Here is a 15,275-nt window from a genome sequence, read left to right as displayed (position 1 = left end):
GTTTAAGACCGGGTTCTGATAACCAGTGCCTCGCCTAACGCACGTCACCAAGCGCGAGGCACACCGCCGACCCGCTTCGCCGCAGCCTCCTCGACCTCGTTCAATTGAGCTTGCGTCAGCACGCCGGCTGCAAGCACCTTGCGCATCAGCTCGTCCAGCAACGCGGCAAGAAAGTGAACCTCGGCGCGCTCTGACTCGGTGTCTTCACCCTCAGCGTTAACCTGCATGCCGCGACTCCCTCGATCGTTGGATGCGATGACGGCATGATCACGGCGGGGATGACCGCGCAAGAGGGACGCTCCAAGGTGGATCAAGCTGTCACTTGCGAGCACATGCACGCGCAGCCATGATGGACGTGACCGCCACCAGGGCGCCTGCGGGCAAATCCACCAGGTAATGGCCGCCAACGACCAGCGCGGACGCAAACATCGCGACGTTGAGCGCGACCATAGGCCAAGCCCGGCGGCCGAACGTGAGGAAACCCCACCCGAGCATCGTAGCGGCGGCAGCATGGAAGCTTGGAAAGGTGATGATCCCGGTAAGGGCACCGATCCCCAACAGGCGCAGATTGCCGTTTCGTGCCCCTTTTAGCACGTCGACGAAGTCGAGCACGTAGGGCGGTGTGCCGAAGGCTGGGAATAGAGGAAAGATGGTGAGTGACAGAAACAGCGCTGCTCCCCACGCGGTGAGTAGCGTCCAGGCTCGATGGCTGCGCCTGCTTAGGAACAAGGCGCCGAGTAGCACGATGGGCTGGAGTGTGAGGCTATTGTAGATCAAACCCCAGCTGCGTGAGGCGGTTGACCTTGGTTCGAGCCACGATGCCACCACGATGCGATCGAAACCGAAGAGGTAGGCGTCGGCCCGACGTAGCGCATCATCGGCCAGCGGTAGGTTAGTAGATGCCATGACGACCGCGCAGAGCGGAGCCAGGATCGCGAGACCGCAGAAGATGGCGAGCGCTTCGACGAAGCCTGCGATGCGCGGAAAATCGGTGCGTCGCAGCAGCCACGCAAACGCCACCGAGAGCGCCCATACGCCTGCAAGATCAGTCGCCCAGCTCGCATCGAGAGAGAACCGGCCGGACAGGACCACAACGCCAACGATGCAGGTGAGCAAACCCGTGATCAGGTAGGCTGGAGCGCTCGCCGTGTCATAGAACGCGGGCTTAGCGCGCATTCGCGGACTCAGGGCTAGGCCGGTGGCGCTGAGCATGACCATGACGGTGCTCGTAGCCGAGGCTGGTTGAGCACGCGTTAAGGGGGATTGCGGGCAATGAAGCATGACCCGACACACCTCGCAGCCGCTGCACCCCGCAGACCTGCGCACGTGTCACGCAACGTCACGCGACTGTCCGCGGACAGTTCATGGACTGCACTGTAGCGCCACCGTGACGTAACGCGTGACGCTCCCTCAAAGCAATCCAGTGTTCCGGTAGAACGGCCAAGTAACTTGCCGCGGAAAGCTACATGTCTCAGTCGGCGGCTTGTGACCTCATACGCGCCAATCCAGAAGCAGTCGCGATCACGAAAGAGAGTGCGTACAGCGCAGTAAGGAGGTTGAGCGCTGTGAACCTTACTGGCAAACCTATCTGGGCTAAGCCCGCCCACGCCAGCAGTAGCGGGCCGCCCACGCGAGAAGTGCGGAGCGCGAGTTGATCGTTCCTAAGCCGGCGCTCGGCTGAATAGCCGCGCCTCATCAGGTGCTCGGCCGCTGTCGTGCCAACCACGGCTACGATCAGGATGGCAATCGCGATGTTCTGGCCAAGCGGACCACCCGGGTAGGCCGCTCCAAGCGCAATCAGCATTATTCCTGCCAGCAGCCCGCATAGGCCACCGAGCGCCATGTTGAGCCGACCACGTGCAGGGGTCGTGCCCCACGTTGTTGCCTCCTTGCTGAAAGCATAAAGCAGACTCGCAGCGCCTATAAGACAGAGGCACAACCCTACGAAGTTCGCGTCGGCTTGGCCGCAGCCGCACGGCCGTGCGAACACGGACACGTGAGACACTGCCGTTCCCAAGGCGAATGATGCCGCCGTAACCAGAATGGCGATGAGCAGCTGTTTCACCCACTTACGCATCAACCAACAACCCCTTGCTATGACGCACGCGGCGCATAGGAAGCGGCAGCTTACGATCGGGTTGACACCCTCACAGCGTGCTTCGCTACGGAGGTAACTACCAAGCCTCCGCCCGCAAGGCCTTGAGCAAGCCCGCCCTGAATGAGCACCTCGTCCGAGCCATCTCTAAAGAGTGCGGTGAAGCGGACAGGCGTCGACACCTGCACTCGCGAGCCTCGCGTGACAAACGTAACGGCGTTACACCGTTTCCGAAACGGAAGAGGCAACGAGGCGTCTTCGTTCCACTTCAGCCGACAGCGTCTCCCATTCTCGGTCACCAGCACAGGGCTCGCACTCGGATAAGGCCGCCAGAAGGTCGGAGTTGCGACGAGGCACGAACGCCTGCGTGCCACCTGGAGCGTCCACGAGGACATACTCGTAAGGTAAAAGCCGGCCGCGGCGCCTGCTTTCCGCGCGTATGGTCGTGACGCCAAGCGACACGCTTACGATTGACCGGCTGTCGGAGCCACCGAACACACTGTAGTGCCGAAGACGGGTCATCGAAACATGGAACGAGCGGAGCCTCCCGGCGTGGATGAGGGCGCCGCCGATAATCGACTGGATTGATGGGGATCAAGGATCTCGCCGTTATGCGTCCATAACGAGAAGCCATCATCTGGACCGTCGTAGGAAAACCGGGTCATTTTGGACCTATCTGGACACCGGCGTTTAGCTCAGGTTAAGCGGCCGTGCCGCACCGCTGCTTCGAGCCAATCGGGTCCGATGGAAAACAACGGCCGGGATGCAGCATGAATGACAAACCTACAATTGAAGATTGGGTCGCGCTTGCGGAAGCTGCGCTAGCCGCCGCCAAAAAAGCCACCAGCGAGGAAGAACGGCGGCATCTACTAGAGCGCGCTGCAATCTACGCGGAGCTTGCTGAACACGCTCGCTGGCCACGTGCCTGATTGCCATCTTCATAGCTTGGGATAGGTGGTAACTACCGATCGCCCAATCCGCCCATTTCCTTAATCCACCTTAGTATTTGGTCTGCGCACCCGCTCGCGCTCAGGCGCGTGTTATCGATCGAGAGTCGGTGATCGGCTCCGTCATCAAACAATCTTCGGCTCTCTCGCAGCGTTTGGATCACACTTGGATCCGTCATCTTCATCCGTGACTTGCGGTCTGCGGCAACCATCCTGCGGGCCTGCTCACCGGGCTCACAGTCCAGTGTTACGGATAGAAGAGGAACCTTCCGCTCGGTCGCAAGGGCACGAATGGCCTGCCAATGCTCAAATGCGTAGTCGCTTGGCCCTCCTGAAGCTAAAACGTTGGTGAGGATGATCGACACATCGCGGGGAAGCCGGGCAGCAGATCGAAATGCAGCCTTCCGCACGCCTTGGATCAGCTCATAGTAATCCGGGCTACCATACGCGAATAGCGCCTTCGCTGGATTAATCAGCGTGTGATTGTCTAGAAGCCGCGCATGTAGGCGAGTGGAAATCTTCATGCCGACTGTATGCTTACCGACTCCAGGCCACCCATTCAAACTGAGTATCACAGCAGCACCTCCAGCGCGTTACCTCCGCCCAAGTGGGATCTTGAGCCGCACCATGCCCCTGTTGCTGACAAAGCCGCCTACGCCCGCCTGCTCGGTCTCCGCAGCGAGCTTCGCACGACCACCTAGGATCGAGGTTTCAGCTTTCGGCAGCGCTGCTGGGTTCGAGTCATAGCGCTCTGGTATCGCTCGCAGCCGGAATGCCTCCTGGTCGGGAACACGACCACAAACCACCACCTCGCTCCCGGCTGCGACACTCTCGCAGGGACGAGCGGGCGGTCGAGGCTTCTCGAGCGCTGGACCTGCGATGGCCGCTTGTAGAACGAGCCACATCAGCATCGCTGCATCCGCTCCACTTGGCCGGTTGACGTCGAGAGCGTACCATTATGCAGCGCAGAAGCATATGCGTCAGTCAGGCGCCCTCCTTGCACTGCAACAAGGTCCTGCTGTGACCCGGCCCACGAGGCGGTGTGTGTTCGACCGCCCAGCTGGCGTGTTGCCGTTTGAAGGTCGCTCTGCACCGTAGACGATCCGGCGCGGTCTGACCCCGAACGTCCTTAGGTCCACCATCCCTGATGAGGTCGAAGGCGCAGCGCCGCTTTCCTCGACCGTCGTCACAGACCAAGTTACGTATGTGTAGGTCTGGCACGCCATCCTCTCCTGCCTGATACCAGAGAGATGCGAGCAAGCTGCCGTTGCCGATCCATGAGTTAACTTCGAGATCGTACCAGATCGCGGCTTGAAGCTCGCCCTTCAACGGCTCAGCAGACGGCTGCATGGAGCCGAGCGCAAGCGCGAGAGCTACCGGTAGGGTGAGCAACTATGTAGCCCCAAGCATGCAGCATCACGCCCGAAGACGGACACCGGGCCCCGCCGCCGACTTACCCGGCCGCATCGTTGCGCCAGCCTCTACAAATTCGACGCCGCCGGTCTCAAGCGCACCTTGGATCGCGATGCTCGTCTCAGCTCGGATTTCGGCGCCTGTCTCAAACCTACGGATCGTGGCGACCCCTATGGACGCGGCCTTCGCGAGATCCTCAGCGGTCCAGTCGAGAAGTGCTCGCGCGGCCTTACACAGGCGATCGTTGAATTGCATACGATAGGAATAATATCGAAAGGGGCTTGACGCAAGCAGCTTGCGCGATATGTTTCATATCACCGCTTGAAGCGGAAGCGGCTCGGTGAGGTGCTACCAACACCACCACCGAGCCTGATCGCAGACCCTCCGTCGAAGGGATACGACTATGGAACGTGCTATCACGTCCGGGCGTGCGGTTCTACGCGCCCTCATCATTGTCACCGCCTACATCGCTGGCGCCGCTGCTGCGGGTGCTGGCCTGGCTGTCGTCAGCGAAGCGCACGCCGCTCCGATCGTGGAGGGTCGCTGACATGGCCGCTACCAACCGCCGGCAGCTCCTCACCGGGGCTGCCGCATACGCCGCTGGCGCCGCTATCGTTGCCGGGGGCGCCGCCCTCGCCAGCGAGGCTAAGGGCGCCACTGTCGATCGCTCAGCGTGGGAGCGTGCCATGCGCGAGTACGAGCGAGCTGAGGCCGCCGTCGATGCGGCGGCAACCGCGAGCCGACCAGCGCATGACGAATGGCTGGCAAACGAGCCCAGCGGCGACAACGTCGCGATGGAGGTGTTCTTCCCTTATACCCGGAACCACGTCCTGGAGCGGCTCGATCCCGACGAGTTTGAGCACAACCTGTTCGCCAGCGTCGGTGAGAACTGGTTCCCGCTTGAGGCTGACAAGGCCAAGGCGCTTGCTCAGATCCAGACGCTGCGCGATTATCACGCGGCCAAGCAGGCGAACCGCGACCGCTTCGGGATCGACGCCACGTACCATCGAGAAATGGTGCTGGATGAGGCGCTGTGTGGCGCGATCGACGCGCTGCTTCAGATGCCTGCCCCCGATGCGGAAGCACTCGCCTGGAAGTTCAACGAGCTGTTCTCTCCGACTGGAACCGGCGAGATCGCGGGCTGGGATCACGCCTACGTCAAGCAGACCCTCGCCGACGCCATCCGGCTGGCGGGCGGCACGCCTTCGGGGGTGCTGGCATGACGGTCTCCGTCTACTCCGTCGCCACCCTTGCGGCGCGTTGGGGCTGTGGTACCGACACGGTCTACGCGCTGGTCCGCAGCGGCGAGCTGCGTCATTTCAAGCTCGGTGGAAAGCTAATCCGCATCCGAGCGGATGAGGTCGAGCGCTACGAACGCCGGGAGCCCTCACCCGCCAGCGGCATCGACCAGGACGTGCGAGCGGCCGAGGTCCAGGCGCGGAAGAGCGACGCCGCCGACCTTCGCCTCGAGCGTCTGATCGATCGGCCTAGCCGTCCGAAGCTGGTGCACTCTAGCTCACGTCGGCGAGGTGACGCATGACGGCGCTGCTCGACAAGGCGGCGGCCTCGACCGATCCCGCTTTCGACGCGGCCGCATGGCTGACATCGTGGCAGGCGCACGGCGGTACCGTCCTGCTCACGGGCGAGCGCCTGTGGCTCGGGCGTGCCGCTCCGGTCGATACGAAGGCCGCCAAGGCGCTGAACGCGCTCAAAGGCGCCCTGCACGCGCCGGGCGCCTCAAACGCGCTGGCTGACCTCCTGAGGGCAAATACGGGGGCGCCGAAGCTATGATCACTCGCTTCGTCATCGGCTTTGCCGCTCTCACCTCCCTGGTCGGCGTTGGCATCCTCCTGCTGCTGGCCTTTCAGCGCAGCCCAGGCGTGGCATACCTCGGTGTCATGCTGATCGGCATCGGTAGAGCTTCGCGGATCGCACTCGCCATTCACGGTGACGGGTGATGCGGCCCCGCTACTCAGACGGGAGGGCTTCGGCTCTCCCGCTCCATGTTCTGCTGTCGACCATCCCTAGCCCGCCTCGAGCGCTACTCGCCCACCGTCTCGGCCGACTCATCCATGTGCAGGCTGACAGGCCTCACCAGCGGGGCGCATCGTCGGCCTGCCCGTCGCAAGCAGGATTGACGAAGCCGGCGCAGCGAGGGAGCTTCGACGACACAGACTGGTGAGGTGTCCGACGTCACGCAAGCAGGTTAGCTTACCGCAAATGCAGCCGCGACCATCGTGTTTGCTCTCAAGCGCGCGTCCTTTTGGCCACAGAAACAACAATAGCGACCAGCATCACAATAAGTACGGTCCAGATGGAGGTCGGCGAGGCCATAAGCCCCCATCTATCAACATCATAATATCCGACCGCTACTGTTAGGACCCAAATGGCCCACGCAACTGAGGGTGCCCAACGCTGGCTGAATGCCGACGTCAACACAGCTGCGATTGCACCTGCCGAAAGCAGCAGGTGAACGGCTGCGCGCCAGGCCGGAAAATCGAAGTGCTTTATCTCGACGGGATAGCCTTCCATCGCGAAGGCGAGTGAATATCCACGCTCGATGTAGATCCATCCGCTTACGGCAAACCATGCGAGAGAAAGGCTAGCTGCGCCCGCAAGAACCATCCGCTTCATGCAAGGAGCATGACTCGCGGGCGCCGCTGTATCAATCCTTCGTGCGCACCTGGCCGGGCTCAGTCGTCGTGCTCGTCCGTGTCACGATCGCTGAGGCCAACGCCGTACTGAGCCCGCCTGAACTGCTCTGGCGCATCGACCTCGATCGTCCGCATGTGCTCGACCCATTCTTCCGGCGTCAGGTCGCTCTTGCGCAGCTCGTCTGAAGGCGGCTCGTCGGGCTCCTCTTCCAGCAAGAACGTAGGCGCGGCGTGAAACTCGCCCTCGAACGTGCCCAAGTCGGTGTAGCCGAAGCTGCCGGCGCCACGCAACTCGACACGCTGGCCGTCGCAGTCGCCCTCGATGACGATCTGGGCACGCGACATCTCGACCATGTCGGGCACCTTCGAGTCAGCCACCGAGAACGACCAGATCGGCGCGAGGTGGATGATGTCGCCGTCGCGGCCAGATATCGAGAGCGAGCGGCCCTCCATGTAATCGACGTCGCGCGTCTCGACGACAGCGCCACCGCCATCCTCTAGGAGCGCTACGACACGGGCGTTCGTGAGTCTGTAGGTGCGAAGGCTGCTGGCGAGGGTCATGAATGTGGCTCCCAAAGGCTCCGCATCCTGCGCGCCTGGGAGCGCGGAGCTAGAGGCTTGGGCAGCAAGTGCGCTGAAGCGAGTCCTTCCTGAGTCCGCCTGTTTGCAGAGGATCGTAAAGCTTGAGTTGCGCCGCGTTCAGCCGGTGCGGCGGCTCAACGCGAAGCGCGTCGCACGCAGTTCCTGAGTCGCGACCTGCGCATCGCGCCGTTGTCGTACGATCCTGTCAGCTCGCATTTCGCACTCAAGTGCCTCAAGCCGCAGGCGTTCTGCGTCGGGGCCTCGTCCGAACATGACCGCAATTCGGCGGCAGCGATCGGCCTCGCGACGGAGGCAAATAGGATCATCGATCAACATCAAGGCAGCCCATCGATCCGTGCTTACAGCCTTGCTAGCGGGTAGGAACGAAGGTGGCATAAAGGGGATTGCCAAACGGGGGCGGTTAACTTGCATCTAAGCAGCAATCAGCTGCGGAGGATGGGGTTGACGAGTCACGTCGAACAGGCGCCGGTCAGGGCGTACTCATACCAGCGATTTAGCAGCCCCTCTCAAGCGAACGGCGATAGCCTTGCCAGACAGACCGCTCTGGCGAGGGCCTACGCTGAGCAACACGGCTTGCGCTTGGACGATGAGCTTACCTATCGCGATCTAGGCGTATCGGGCTTCCGCGGCAAAAATGCCGCTCATGGCGAGCTGGCTTGCTTCCTTGAAGCCGTTCGAACCGGTCAGATACCCGAGGGCAGCTTCCTGCTCATTGAAAGCCTGGATCGGCTCAGCCGCGACAACATACTTCGGGCACAAGCCATCCTCACAAACCTGGTGGTTTCGGGCATTAACGTTGTCTCACTGGCCGACAACCGCCTCTACTCAGAGGAGAGCCTGTCGGAGGATCCACTAGGTCTCATCTACGCTCTGATCGTCTTCATACGAGCAAACGAGGAGAGCGCGATCAAGTCCATGCGCGCGCGACAGGCATGGACGCGAAAGCGCGAGGCTGTTCAATCAAAAGTGCTAAGCACCAATCTGCCTGACTGGCTGACCTTCGAGAACGGACGCATCGTTCCCGTTCCTGAGCGAGCCGAGTTGCTCAGGCGCATCTTCAGCGATGCAGAGCGGGGTCAGCCGCCGCAGTTGATCGCAGAGGCGCTCAACATGGGGAATGTGCCTCGCTGGAGGATCGACGGTCCTTGGGAACGCACCACGATCGCCGCCTTGATCAATAATCGTCGCGTGACCGGCGCGTTGCCGCTGCATGAGTTTGTCTACAAGCGCAACGTGCAGCACCGGCTGCCGATCGGCGTTGTCGCAGGCTACTTTCCAAGGATCATCGAGCCTGAGACCTTCCTTCGAGTATGGTCCATTTGTAGCAATCGCCGCCGCGGAGGGAGCGCCGCGAAACGCAACGTCTTCGCCAACCTCCTGCGATGCGCCGACTGCGGCGCCGACATCCGACACAAGCCCATCGGCGAGGAAGGGAAAGGTGTTCTCGTCTGCGCAGGCGCCAGCATCGCGCATCGGTGCAGCGCTCCTGAGTACTCGTACGCTGCCCTGGAGAGCGCGATGCTGGCCCGCCTGGGGCCTTGGTCTGCTGAGGGCATCCTGTGGATCAGAAATGCTGACCCACGGGGCTGTCGCAATTCCCGCGGCGCTCCTTATCGGCTCCTCGGCAACGAGGCACTCTCATGGCATCACGATCGTCTCAGCAGCGACTTAGCCAAGCGCTTTCCCGAGAGGTCCGGGGAAGCACCGAGCTTGGCGGATTACCTGGTCACATCGAGCGGGCGCCGCTACCTAGTTAACGACTGCTCCACCTTGCTGACATCGGCTGAGACCGGCCTCACGACCTCGCGCAGGCGAGCGGACACGAACGCTGCGCTACGACGCATGTTCAACGACGGCATTGTGGACTTGAGAACAGGAAGATGCACCCTATCGTGCGGAGCGGCGGGCTCTGTCGAAATCAGTTAGTCCGCTTCGGTCAGTAGCTGGGCAAGGGAGTCCTTAACCGGTGATCGATAAAGACGAGTAAGTCAGAGCTGAACCGCTGACACGCTGCGCCGGCGGACCTCACGAAAGATGCCGGCGCAGCCCCTTCTAAGCGCGCCATCGCTCATCCGTTGGATCGGCTACCGACCCTTAGGTTCGAAGGGCCTCACGTCGGGATGCAGGTGAAGCCACTTACGAGCGCATTCACTTGCGGCGTAGCTTGGCGGGCTTGCGGGTAGCATGACGACTTTGCGGCCGTTGAAAACGCCTCGAACAACGCTTTGTCGAGGGTACTTACAAGCGAGCGCCGCACCCTCAAACCGCGTCAACGACAGTGGTGGCCCATACACTATCGTGGGAAGGGGGCTGTAAATCGTGGTGAGTACCAACAGGACCATCACTCAGACCTCCTCAACGGCAACCGCCCTTCGGTGCGCAGTCCTTGGTCGCTCCAAGTGGCAAGCGCTTCGGGCGTGAACCGGGGCGAGGCGTCGAGCATTGGTGAACGATAGAGCGGTGTGCTCGGCCGACAAGCATGTAGGTCGCTGCGAAGCCGTGCTCGCTTCATCCTGAAGCTTCCGCGGCACCGGTGGTAAGCCCGGCGCCGCGGGCGAGCGGGCGATGCGTGTGGAAGGAGGCGCCGCGCTGATCTCCGAGTCGCACGCCGTCGCGTGCAGATCAAGCCTGTTTGTTCCTGCTACGTTCCTGCACCATGGTTGCATGGTCGGCCCACCTCAGACGCTTCAGGACCTCCGCCGAGTCGAGGGCGCGGTGCGCGTGACCTGCCGCGTGTGCAAAGCGGTGAAGCAGTACGACCTTGAGGAGCTGATCATCGACCGCCGCTTTCGTCGACTATCGATGGAGTGGGAGGCGGTGCGGTACACGATGCCCTGCCGCGAGTGCGACTCGACCGACACGCGGGTGGACGGTGTGCCGTTCGGCCAGGACGACCGCGAGCGCCGCGAGCGCCGATCGCAGGCGTTATTGATGAACTTGGCGCTTGCCGTGCTCGACGATGCCAGCCGGCGTGCGCGGGACGAGGACGTCTGTGTGCCAGCCACCCGCCTGGCCCTGCGCGTGCTGCGCGCGTACCTGCCCGACCGCGAGCTGCTGGTGACCTTCTGGAGCGCAGCGGAGACCGGCCGTGGCAAGCCGCACGGGCCCGCGCTCCAGGCGATGCGGTGGATCGTCACTAAGCTGGTGGATGCTGGGCACCCGGTGTGGGCGGAGTTTCGGTGAGAGCACGCAGCCGTCGTTGGACATCCGCGCGCCACGTTCTATCGTTCGATCATGGCGACGAGATTGCAGTCCGGTTTGCTCGCGATCAGCCTGACGCTTGGTCTCTCTGGCTGCTGGAAGTTCGAGACGCCATACGTGCAGACGATGCTGCTTGGGATGACAGCGCCTGAGAAGGCGGCCTTTGAAGCACGTCTTCGTTATTTCGACTGCCTTCGACCTCACGCGGATGATGCGCTCGCCGGACCGCCGCTGACCGACGAGCAAGTCGAGCGGCTTGGGTATGCCTGCCCGACCGAGCTGCGGGAGGCGGCAGTCATCACGGAGCGCTATAATCGGACGCTACCGGCGGAGGAGTTTGACGAGACGCTATTCGGCGGGCGAACCGCCGAGGAGCGGGTGGGCAAAATCGAGCGGGAGCTGGCCTCGGCCAAGTGGTGCGACTTCAGGGATTGCGGACCTGTGATGTAGTCGCCCCCATGACGCACGGACACCTGCGCGATAACGAACCTTCTTCAAACGCACTGGCCTGCTGTCCTCCTGCTCGGTCGTGGGTTATGCGCGAAGCAGGCACATGCGAGACTGCACATGGAACGAGAGACCGACCGCTTCACAGTCCGCGCGGAGGACGGCCGGGCTTGGGTGTTCCGAAAAATGCAGAACTACAGGGCATTTCAGGGGCAGCATCTGCCAGGATCCTACCGGTACGAAAGCCTGGACGACGATGACCGCTATCACCTCGTCGAGGCCGGAGGGGGCTTTGCAGTGCGCGACTTCCGAGCGGATGGGCCGGACACCCCTGTCAGCCGGATTTGATCGAGCGAGGCGGTGCGGCTTGGACCGAGGCTCGCGTACTCTTCTCTAAAATAATCCGGGCCTCCCGTACTGCCGGACACTCAGGTTTGAGCCTATAGATATATACCTTACGCGCACGTGCGCGGTCTGCGTGTAAACGGCGGAGCCCCCGCTATTCCCCACCCCAGCGCTCTTCCGCTGCCTGAGCCGCCTTCGCCATGAAGAACGGATCCATGTCGATCGCCGCGACCAGCACCTTGAACGCCGGATGCGGGCTGTGCCGCCCCTGCTCCTGATCCTTCAGCATCGCGAGGCTGACACCGTACCGTTCGGCGAAGACCTCCTGGCAGACCCGCAGCTTGCGGTGTCGCATGTGGCCAAGGTCATGCGCGAACGTCGTCCTGTCCCTCATCTCCGTTTTCTCCCCCGTTTGTCGACCTGATATCGCTGTCGGTACACTAGGGGTATGTGGCGCCTTGAGCGCCCACCACCCGCCACCCGTCACCGGGCCCCCTTCTTCCACCACCACCCCCCCCACCCCCTACGGGGGAGGGGGGTGGTGGAAGGTGCGGAAGTCCACCACCCGCCACCGGTACACCACCCTTCTTCAGCCGGTGGTGGGTCATCCGTTGATGGCCCACTCGCCAACCCTGTAGATCGGCCGATGCTTGTAGTTGGTGCTAGCGTTCTTGATCGTGTCGACCACGAGAGCGCCGTTGGCTTCCCAGGTCGTGAGGAGTGACGAGGCACGCAGCCGATCGGCTTTTCGAGAGGCGTCGAGGCCGAGCACGCTGATCACCACGTCTCCTGCCCACGGCTGGCTTTGCTGGTCCTTCCGGTACTCACCTTGCGCAAGCAGATCCTGGACTGCCCTAAGGTGCGCGGCGGTGACGCCGTCGAAAGTCTGCGGCGGTGACCAGGGCACTACCACGGGGAGGCTGTCACCTCCATCAGCTCCGTTGCCGAGCGAGACGCTGTGCAGCCGATACCAGTCCGACTTGTCAGAGGGTGGTGCGCGGTTGTTCTTGTCGTCGTAGACGCGGAAGAAGCGACGGCGCTCTTCGCCTTCAATGCCGAACTTGGCGGCTTCCTCGTCCGACATGCGGTTGAGCGTCGGTACCGAGCGAGCCGCAGCGATGAGTGCGCTGGCGCCACGGGCCGTCTCAGCGCTCACCTCTCCGCCGGCCAGCTTGCGCGCATGATGCACCAGGACGATCGCACAGCCCGCTTGAGAGGCAAGGCGCGCCCACTGCTTGGCCACCATGTCGATCGCGCGGTTGTCGTTCTCGTTGACGCTGTGAGACGACACGAACGGGTCAACGATGAGCACGTCGATCTGCTCGTCCCTGAGCTGCGTCATCAGCGCTCCAACGACGGGAACGTTGATCTTCGTGCCAGTAGGCGTTTCAAGCGCCGTCTTCAGCTCGACGCCATCCATGCCGCTATCGACATAGAGACGGCCGCCGAGATCGTCCGGCTTGATGCCCCAGTGGATCGCGCCTGCCTGTACGCCGCGGGCCAGTTCGTCGCTCGCATCCTCCAGATTGAACAGCCACACACGCTTAGGGCCATGCCATACCTTGGGCCCGAGAAGGTTTCGCCCGGTAGCCAGCGCCATGGCTGTGCCGATCATCAGCGCAGTCTTGCCGGTAGCGCCGGGGGCGACGACGACCGTCAGGGAGCCGCGCAGCAGCATGTGGCCGTAAACCCACGCACGAGGCGGAATGCTGGCGGGGTCACGCCACTGGTACGGCGTCGCCTTGATCGCCGTGCTGATCGCCGGGTGCGGCACAGGCTCGTCAGCGATCATGGACGCGAGGTCACGCGACATGACGCGCCTCCATGGTCCTAAGTCTCGGCGCGCGGGTCGACTTGTTCAGTGCGCGCCCAAGCGACGCTGCGACCATGTCGTTGCCGCAGTCGATCTGAGCAAAGCCGCGGAGCCAGGTTAGATCTGGGCTGTCCCAGTCGAGCACGACGCCGCCCACCGCGTCAGCACGGAGCCAGTCGAGTGGCGTGGCGTGCAACCGAAGCCGATCGCCATCCCAACGGCTGGCGAAGCAGCTATCCGCATTGAGCAGCCAGCCAAGCCCATTCACCAGCCCCCAACGCATCGGCGACCCAGGCCGCCACGCTACAAGGTCGATCAGCTCGTGGTGCTCGACGATAGGCTGCACGACGTGCGCGCCACCTTCGCCAAGGAGAAAGCGACCACCGGTCTCCATCTCGCCACTGAGCACGCCGAAGGCAGGATAGGACTGGCCTATGCGGGCGATGGTATCGGGCCGCACCCCGACCGCACTTAGGCGATCGAGGTGGCCCTGGCTGACGGCGGCCACAGCAGCGGCGTATAACCTCTTGAGGTCACTTCCCCTCATACGCCACGCCTCCCTTGTGCTCGACCGGGCCGGCGAACTGCGGGAGAACCCAGACGATAGACGCGATGCCTGCTTCGCTTGGTCGGCGGTGCCGGCTGTCCATGATGCGGCCGAGCTTGCGCAGCTCTGCCGTCCGCGGGCGAACCCGGAACTTGTCCCAGCCGAGCTTGGCGGCGATCTCATCTCCAGTAGCGCCAAGCGGCCCAGCGCAGGCGATGACCTCGCTGACCAGCGCCTGAAGCTTCGGCAGCTGCGGCGTCATCAACTCGGCAGCTTCGACGCTGCCGCCGATGCCAAGATGCCCTGCGGCGTGTGGATAACGATCATTGTTCATGCGTCGCCTCCATTGGCGAGAGGGGGGAGACCAGCGCGCTCGACTAATTTCGAGAACCACGTACGCTGCTTCTCGGAGAGCGGCTGATCGGGCGCGACCGCGATCTGGCCGCAGAAGCCGCCAGCCTTTTGGGTCAGAGGTGCCGTGCCGTTACGGTGCGCGTCCAGGAGCGCCCAGGCGGTATCCTCGCGGGTCATGCCTGCACCTCTCCGGTCTCGTCGGTGAGAGGGAAGCCGCGATGCAGCGCGACCCCACGGGCGAACGTACGTGCGATGGCGTAGCTGTGGCTGGCCTTGTTAAAGTCGAAGCCGGTTACCTCGGGCTCAACCGACACGCGGTATTCGCCGTTGACCCGGCGCAGGTAGATCGTGTGCTGAGTATCCATCAGCGCTCTCCCCAAACGAGAGCGGCAATCAGATAAGCGCTGTGACCAGACGCGCCGAGGCGCATCAGCCGTTGCAGGCGAAGGGTGATCGCGCTATCTGAGGTGTCGCTGTTGCTACGAATGTTCAGTTTCGAATTGGGTCGGCCCGCCAGCCGGCCCTTTTCATTTCTGGGCTGCGGCGCCCGAGCCGTTGCTGATGCCATGAGCGCTCACGCGGCAGCCCGCTCGCTGGTGCTGGAAAGCACCTGCTTCGATGCCCAAGCATCCAAATCAGAAATAGCGTAGGTGATGATCTTGGAGCCGAGCTGGCGGAACCGCGGTCCACTGCCGTCGATCCGCTTCCGCTCTAGCGTGCTCCGTCCGACCCCCAAGTATTTCGCGGCTTCTGGTGTCCTAAGGTATCCCTGCACTTTCTTTCTCCTGTCGCGGTGACAAGAGAGGAGATGCGACATGTTGCGGCGACTTGCGATTTGTGCATGATTGCGCCGTAT

General features: G+C 62.8%; 23 protein-coding genes. 9 read left to right on the top strand and 14 right to left on the bottom strand.

The features are described 5' to 3' along the window. Window positions 1-44 precede the first annotated feature (44 nt). From FHY05_RS05415 to FHY05_RS05405, 3 genes are all read right to left on the bottom strand, one after another. Window positions 45-227, bottom strand: a complete 183-nt coding sequence (locus FHY05_RS05415; protein ID WP_183943361.1) for a hypothetical protein — start codon at window positions 225-227, stop codon at window positions 45-47. Window positions 228-318: 91 nt separating this feature from the next. Beyond that, entirely contained in the window at window positions 319-1,218 is a 900-nt protein-coding gene (locus FHY05_RS05410; RefSeq protein ID WP_183943360.1) for a phosphatase PAP2 family protein, read from the bottom strand. Between the two features lie 253 nt (window positions 1,219-1,471). After that, complete coding sequence (locus tag FHY05_RS05405) at window positions 1,472-2,077, bottom strand: hypothetical protein (RefSeq protein ID WP_183943359.1); 606 nt, start codon at window positions 2,075-2,077, stop codon at window positions 1,472-1,474. Between the two features lie 788 nt (window positions 2,078-2,865). Between FHY05_RS05405 and FHY05_RS05400 the strand changes: the two genes are divergently transcribed. Continuing rightward, window positions 2,866-3,024 carry a hypothetical protein gene (locus FHY05_RS05400; RefSeq protein WP_183943358.1) on the top strand — a complete coding sequence of 53 codons (159 nt, stop codon included), beginning with the start codon at window positions 2,866-2,868 and terminating at the stop codon, window positions 3,022-3,024. A 32-nt stretch (window positions 3,025-3,056) separates the two neighbouring features. Here the strand turns inward: FHY05_RS05400 and FHY05_RS05395 are convergent, their stop codons facing one another. Together FHY05_RS05395 and FHY05_RS22860 are read right to left on the bottom strand one after the other, a co-directional pair. Then, entirely contained in the window at window positions 3,057-3,566 is a 510-nt protein-coding gene (locus FHY05_RS05395; RefSeq protein WP_183943357.1) for a hypothetical protein, read from the bottom strand. Window positions 3,567-4,458: 892 nt separating this feature from the next. Beyond that, window positions 4,459-4,710 carry a helix-turn-helix transcriptional regulator gene (locus tag FHY05_RS22860; RefSeq protein WP_183943356.1) on the bottom strand — a complete coding sequence of 84 codons (252 nt, stop codon included), beginning with the start codon at window positions 4,708-4,710 and terminating at the stop codon, window positions 4,459-4,461. 431 nt (window positions 4,711-5,141) lie between these two features. Between FHY05_RS22860 and FHY05_RS05385 the strand changes: the two genes are divergently transcribed. The 4 genes from FHY05_RS05385 to FHY05_RS05370 are packed head-to-tail and all read left to right on the top strand — an operon-like array spanning window position 5,142 to window position 6,413. Further along, the gene (locus tag FHY05_RS05385; protein ID WP_183943355.1) at window positions 5,142-5,678 is read left to right on the top strand and encodes a hypothetical protein; all 537 of its coding nucleotides are present in this window, start codon (window positions 5,142-5,144) and stop codon (window positions 5,676-5,678) included. Beyond that, window positions 5,675-5,995, top strand: coding sequence for a helix-turn-helix domain-containing protein (locus tag FHY05_RS05380; RefSeq protein WP_183943354.1), 321 nt, complete (start codon window positions 5,675-5,677; stop codon window positions 5,993-5,995). Before FHY05_RS05385 ends, FHY05_RS05380 begins: the two co-directional genes overlap by 4 nt. Further along, window positions 5,992-6,246: a hypothetical protein gene (locus FHY05_RS05375; protein ID WP_183943353.1), complete on the top strand. Its 255-nt coding sequence runs from the start codon at window positions 5,992-5,994 to the stop codon at window positions 6,244-6,246. Before FHY05_RS05380 ends, FHY05_RS05375 begins: the two co-directional genes overlap by 4 nt. Further along, window positions 6,243-6,413, top strand: a complete 171-nt coding sequence (locus FHY05_RS05370) for a hypothetical protein (protein ID WP_183943352.1) — start codon at window positions 6,243-6,245, stop codon at window positions 6,411-6,413. The genes FHY05_RS05375 and FHY05_RS05370 overlap by 4 nt, the downstream gene beginning before the upstream one ends. A 289-nt stretch (window positions 6,414-6,702) precedes the next feature. Here the strand turns inward: FHY05_RS05370 and FHY05_RS05365 are convergent, their stop codons facing one another. Both FHY05_RS05365 and FHY05_RS05360 read right to left on the bottom strand, forming a co-directional pair. Further along, on the bottom strand, window positions 6,703-7,089 hold the full coding sequence (locus FHY05_RS05365; protein WP_183943351.1) for a hypothetical protein: 387 nt from the start codon (window positions 7,087-7,089) through the stop codon (window positions 6,703-6,705). A gap of 59 nt (window positions 7,090-7,148) precedes the next feature. Beyond that, the gene (locus FHY05_RS05360; RefSeq protein WP_183943350.1) at window positions 7,149-7,670 is read right to left on the bottom strand and encodes a hypothetical protein; all 522 of its coding nucleotides are present in this window, start codon (window positions 7,668-7,670) and stop codon (window positions 7,149-7,151) included. A gap of 477 nt (window positions 7,671-8,147) precedes the next feature. Between FHY05_RS05360 and FHY05_RS05355 the strand changes: the two genes are divergently transcribed. From FHY05_RS05355 to FHY05_RS05340, 4 genes are all read left to right on the top strand, one after another. After that, entirely contained in the window at window positions 8,148-9,638 is a 1,491-nt protein-coding gene (locus FHY05_RS05355) for a recombinase family protein (protein ID WP_260181230.1), read from the top strand. 639 nt (window positions 9,639-10,277) lie between these two features. After that, window positions 10,278-10,895 carry a hypothetical protein gene (locus FHY05_RS05350; RefSeq protein ID WP_183943348.1) on the top strand — a complete coding sequence of 206 codons (618 nt, stop codon included), beginning with the start codon at window positions 10,278-10,280 and terminating at the stop codon, window positions 10,893-10,895. Window positions 10,896-10,946: 51 nt separating this feature from the next. Further along, window positions 10,947-11,363, top strand: coding sequence for a hypothetical protein (locus FHY05_RS05345; protein WP_183943347.1), 417 nt, complete (start codon window positions 10,947-10,949; stop codon window positions 11,361-11,363). A gap of 117 nt (window positions 11,364-11,480) precedes the next feature. Next, on the top strand, window positions 11,481-11,708 hold the full coding sequence (locus FHY05_RS05340) for a hypothetical protein (RefSeq protein ID WP_183943346.1): 228 nt from the start codon (window positions 11,481-11,483) through the stop codon (window positions 11,706-11,708). A 151-nt stretch (window positions 11,709-11,859) separates the two neighbouring features. Here FHY05_RS05340 and FHY05_RS05335 read toward each other — a convergent pair whose 3' ends face one another. The 7 genes from FHY05_RS05335 to FHY05_RS05305 all read right to left on the bottom strand — a co-directional run bounded on the left by FHY05_RS05335 (window position 11,860) and on the right by FHY05_RS05305 (window position 15,236). Continuing rightward, window positions 11,860-12,060, bottom strand: coding sequence for a DNA-binding transcriptional regulator (locus tag FHY05_RS05335; protein WP_183943345.1), 201 nt, complete (start codon window positions 12,058-12,060; stop codon window positions 11,860-11,862). Window positions 12,061-12,309: 249 nt separating this feature from the next. After that, window positions 12,310-13,518: an AAA family ATPase gene (locus FHY05_RS05330; protein WP_183943344.1), complete on the bottom strand. Its 1,209-nt coding sequence runs from the start codon at window positions 13,516-13,518 to the stop codon at window positions 12,310-12,312. Beyond that, window positions 13,508-14,026 (bottom strand): hypothetical protein, encoded by a 519-nt coding sequence (locus FHY05_RS05325; protein WP_183943343.1) that lies wholly within the window; start codon window positions 14,024-14,026, stop codon window positions 13,508-13,510. Before FHY05_RS05325 ends, FHY05_RS05330 begins: the two co-directional genes overlap by 11 nt. Before the next feature lie 25 nt (window positions 14,027-14,051). Further along, the gene (locus tag FHY05_RS05320; protein WP_183943342.1) at window positions 14,052-14,399 is read right to left on the bottom strand and encodes a hypothetical protein; all 348 of its coding nucleotides are present in this window, start codon (window positions 14,397-14,399) and stop codon (window positions 14,052-14,054) included. After that, entirely contained in the window at window positions 14,396-14,596 is a 201-nt protein-coding gene (locus tag FHY05_RS05315; protein ID WP_183943341.1) for a hypothetical protein, read from the bottom strand. Before FHY05_RS05315 ends, FHY05_RS05320 begins: the two co-directional genes overlap by 4 nt. Continuing rightward, entirely contained in the window at window positions 14,593-14,784 is a 192-nt protein-coding gene (locus FHY05_RS05310; RefSeq protein WP_183943340.1) for a hypothetical protein, read from the bottom strand. The genes FHY05_RS05315 and FHY05_RS05310 overlap by 4 nt, the downstream gene beginning before the upstream one ends. 209 nt (window positions 14,785-14,993) lie before the next feature. Next, window positions 14,994-15,236, bottom strand: a complete 243-nt coding sequence (locus FHY05_RS05305; RefSeq protein WP_183943339.1) for an AlpA family transcriptional regulator — start codon at window positions 15,234-15,236, stop codon at window positions 14,994-14,996. Window positions 15,237-15,275 lie beyond the last annotated feature (39 nt).

This window comes from Sphingomonas sp. BK580 (assembly GCF_014194975.1).
Classification (GTDB): Bacteria; Pseudomonadota; Alphaproteobacteria; order Sphingomonadales; family Sphingomonadaceae; genus Sphingomonas.
Note: the sequence above shows the minus strand (reverse complement) of the source record. Positions and strands in the feature narration are given on the sequence as shown.